The following is a 3,822-nucleotide window of genomic DNA, read 5'->3' as shown; positions in this document are numbered from 1 at the left end:
GCGGGGCCGCCGCATCCGGGTCGTGCCAGAAGGCCACGGGCACGCCCCGGATGCGGCGGCCCCGCGGATCGAGGATCTGGCCGGCCAGCTTGAGGGGCCAGAGCGTCACGGCCCGGTCGGCGATGGTGAGTTCGGGGAAGCGGGCGTACAGCCGGGTCTCGAAGGAGGGCATGTCCTCCACGGAGCGCAGCCAGACGGTCAGCAGGAGGTTGTGCGGACCGGAGAGGGAGGCGCAGAGGCGCGTCTCGCGCTGGGTGATGAGCTGCGAGGTGATCCGGGCCGTCGCGTCGGGCGGCGCGACGCCCCAGAAGGTCACCGCGACCGGCCAGCCGGAGAGGTACCGGGCCACCTCGCAACGGTAGACGAGGGCGTCCGCGCGGTGGAAGCGGTCGAGCCGCCGCCGCACGGTACTCGCGCTCGCCCCGCTGCTCTGGGCGAGGGCGGCGACCGACTGCCGGCAGTCCTGCGCGAGCAGGTCGAGCAGTCGGTGGTCGAGGTCGTCGGCGGAGGACAGGCCCCGGCCGATGCCGGTGCCGCCGCCGGACGGGTCCTGCGACAGGTTCTCCCTGCTTCCCGGGGCGAGCCGGTCGAGGCGCCAGCGGCTGCCGACGGCGTGCACGGTGGACGCGATCTGCGACCGCGTCGCGGCCACCCCGGGAAGGGCCTCCAGGCGCAGGCCCACATAGCGGGCGAGCGCCGCCTGATCGGGGAACGCCGCCGTGAGGACCAGGTCCCGGGAGCCGGTGACGTGGTCGATGGTGATCAGGTGCGGGTCGTCGACGATGGCGGCGGCCACCTCGTGCAGGTTTCCGGAGACGCAGTCGACCTCGATGACGGCGACGGTCGGCGGAGTGGGGCCGATGCCGGCCGGGTGACAGCTCATCCAGGCGTGACCGGCCTCGGTCAACCGCTTCCAGCGGCGCGCCACCGTCGAGGCGTCCACGCCGACGGCCGCGCCGATCCGCTCCCACCGGGCCCTCGGCGAGGTCTGCAGCGCGGTGATCAGCAGGTGGTCGAGCTCGTCGAGAACGCCGGACGCGGTGGCTGATTCCAGCAGCGGAATGCTCATGTGCGGTGGTTCCCTGCAGATGATCTCTGTCGTTGGTACGGATGGCCACGATACCTCCCATGGATCTGCTGCACGACGCACACGCCCTGGCCCCCGTCCTGACCGCCCTGCGCCACTCCCTGCACCGGGAACCGGAGTTGGGCCTCGACCTCCCCCTCACCCAGTCGAAAGTGATCGCCGCCCTCGACGGGCTCGGCCTGGAGATCACCCGGGGCCGGGCCCTCAGTTCGGTGACGGCCGTCCTGCGCGGCGGCCGGCCCGGGCCCGCGGTCCTGCTGAGGGGCGACATGGACGCCCTCCCCGTCCAGGAGGACACCGGCGTCCCGTACGCCTCCGTCCTCGACGGCCGGATGCACGCCTGCGGGCACGACCTGCACACCGCCGGGCTCGTCGGAGCCGCGCACCTCCTCGCGGCCCGCCGCGAGGAGCTCGCCGGCGATGTCGTCCTCATGTTCCAGCCGGGAGAGGAGGGCCAGGGCGGAGCGAAGATCATGATCGACGAGGGGGTGCTCGACGCCGCCGGAGAGCGGGTCGTCGCCGCGTACGCGCTGCACGTCGTCTCCCGGGGCGCCCCGACCGGCTTCGCCGCCACCCGGCCGGGCCCCATGCTCGCCGCCTCCGACGCCGTGCACGTCACCGTGCGCGGCGAGGGCGGCCACGGCTCCTCCCCGCACGCCGCCGTCGACCCGGTGCCCGCGCTGTGCACGATGGTCACCGCCCTCCAGACCCTGGTCACGCGCGAGATCGACATCTTCGACCCGGCCGTCGTCACGGTCGGCCGCCTGGAGGCCGGCACCGCGGCCAACGTCATCCCGGAGACGGGCCGCTTCTCCGCCACCGTCCGCACCTTCTCCGACGCCTCGCGCGCCGCCGTCCGCGCGGCGTTCGAACGGACCGTGCACGGCATCGCCGCCGCCCACGGCGTCAGCGCGGACATCGACTACGTCCACCAGTACCCGCCGACCGTCAACCACGACCGCGAGGCCGCGTTCGCCCTCGACGCCGCCCGGGACGTCCTCGGCGAGGACCGGGTCTTCCCCGCACCCACGCCACTGGCCGGCTCCGAGGACTTCTCCTTCGTCCTGCGCGAGGTGCCCGGGGCCTTCCTCGGACTGGGTGCCTGTCCGGCGGGCACCGACCCCGCGACCGCGCCGATGAACCACTCGCCGCAGGCCGTCTACGACGACGGCGCGCTGCCCCACGCCGCCGCCCTCCTCGCGGGCCTCGCCCTCCGGCGACTGGCCCTCACGACCACCGACCTCGCGTCGCAGGAGTGACCATGACCCGTACCACCAGCCCGAGAGGGCCGGTCACCGAGCGGCCGGCGCCCACCGTCACCGCCGTCGTCGGCCTGCTCGTCTTCTTCGAGGTCACCAGCGGCGTCGTCCAGACCGGCATCGCCCCGCTCCTGCCCGCCCTCGCCGTGCACCTGGGCATCGACGCCGCCGACACCAACTGGATCGTCTCCGTCCAGCTCCTCGCGGCCGCCGTGTGCGTGCCGCTGTTCGGACGCCTCGGCGATCTCCACGGCCACCGGCGCATGCTCCGGATCGCCCTCGCCCTCACCGCGGCGGGCACCCTGATCGTGGCGCTCGCGGACACCTACCCGCTGGCGCTCGCCGGGAGGCTGCTCCAAGGGCCGCTCGCCGCGCTGCTGCCCCTGGAGATCGCCCTCGTACGGGATCGGCTTCCCGTGGCCGGAGCGCGCAGGGCCATCGCCCTCCTCGTCGGGTCGCTCGCCCTCGGCTCCCTCGTGGGCGGAGTGGCGATGGGCCTGCTCCACTCCGCCGTGGGCGACCTGCGCCCGGTCCTTCTCGTACCGGCGGCGCTCGCCCTGATCTGCGTACCCGTCTCCTTCGTCGCCGTACCCGAGTCCACCCGCCGGGCGAGCGGCCGGGTCGACTGGCCCGGAGTGACACTGCTCAGCACGTCCGTACTCGCCCTGCTGGGCGGCGTCGGCGCCGCGAAGAACGGAGCCTGGAGCAGCCCCGCGGTCCTCGGCCCGCTCCTTCTCGGTGCCGCCCTGCTGACCGCGTGGGTCCTGGTGGAGCTGCGGGCCGCGGAGCCGCTGGTGGACATCCGGGCCCTCGCCGGCCGCGAGGCGGCCCCCTTCTATCTGGGGGCGTTCCTCTTCGGCATCTTCTACTTCGGCAGCCAGGCACCCAACGCCACCTTCTTCGCCGCCGATCCGGCGACCGCCGGCTACGGATTCGCCATGTCCGCCCTCGCGATCTCGCTCGTCTCGCTGCCCGGTTACGTCGCCGCCGTCCTCGGCTCCTTCGCCACCGCGGCCGTCGCGCGGCGCATCGGCTACCGCCCCACCCTGGTCGCGGCCTTCGCCCTGGTGGCGGCGGCGTTCCTCCAGTACGCCGTCCTCCACGACGAGGTGTGGCACATGACGGCGGGCTCCTTCTTCCTCGGCCTCGGCACCGGCCTGGCGCTCGGCGCCATGCCCACCGTGATCGTCGAGGCCTCGGACCCGTCCCGCACCGGCATCGCCGCCGCCCTCTACAACAACGTCAAGACCCTCGGCGGCGCGGTCGCCGGCGGCGTCTTCGCCTCGCTCCTGGGCGCGTTCACCTCCCCGGCGACCGGACAGCCCGGCGAGAACGGCTACCGCGCCGTCTGGCTCGCCGGCGCCCTGTGCGCGCTGCTCGCCGCCGGACTCAGCGCGCTGGCCCGCCGCCACGAGGGTGCACCCGGGGCCGAGCCGGGGCCGGCGGTCTGACGACACCGGCCCCCCGTCAGCCGTC

At 74.4% G+C, this 3,822-nt stretch carries 3 protein-coding genes; 2 read left to right on the top strand and 1 reads right to left on the bottom strand.

Annotation, left to right across the window (positions count from 1 at the left end; all coding sequences use genetic code 11):
* Window positions 1–1,069 (bottom strand): Lrp/AsnC family transcriptional regulator (locus CCN56_RS22530; RefSeq protein ID WP_086829444.1); only part of this gene is annotated, 1,069 nt, incomplete at its 3' end.
* A 59-nt stretch (window positions 1,070–1,128) separates the two neighbouring features.
* On the opposite strand from CCN56_RS22530, the gene CCN56_RS22525 reads away from it, so the two are divergent.
* Both CCN56_RS22525 and CCN56_RS22520 read left to right on the top strand, forming a co-directional pair.
* Window positions 1,129–2,346 (top strand): M20 family metallopeptidase, encoded by a 1,218-nt coding sequence (locus tag CCN56_RS22525; protein WP_086829442.1) that lies wholly within the window; start codon window positions 1,129–1,131, stop codon window positions 2,344–2,346.
* Between the two features lie 2 nt (window positions 2,347–2,348).
* Window positions 2,349–3,797 carry an MFS transporter gene (locus tag CCN56_RS22520; protein ID WP_086829440.1) on the top strand — a complete coding sequence of 483 codons (1,449 nt, stop codon included), beginning with the start codon at window positions 2,349–2,351 and terminating at the stop codon, window positions 3,795–3,797.
* Window positions 3,798–3,822 lie beyond the last annotated feature (25 nt).

This window comes from Streptomyces sp. NRRL B-24572 (assembly GCF_002156145.1).
GTDB lineage: Bacteria > Actinomycetota > Actinomycetes > Streptomycetales > Streptomycetaceae > Streptomyces > Streptomyces vietnamensis.
The sequence above is the reverse complement of the archived record's forward strand: the minus strand, read 5'-3'. Positions and strand labels throughout refer to the sequence as shown.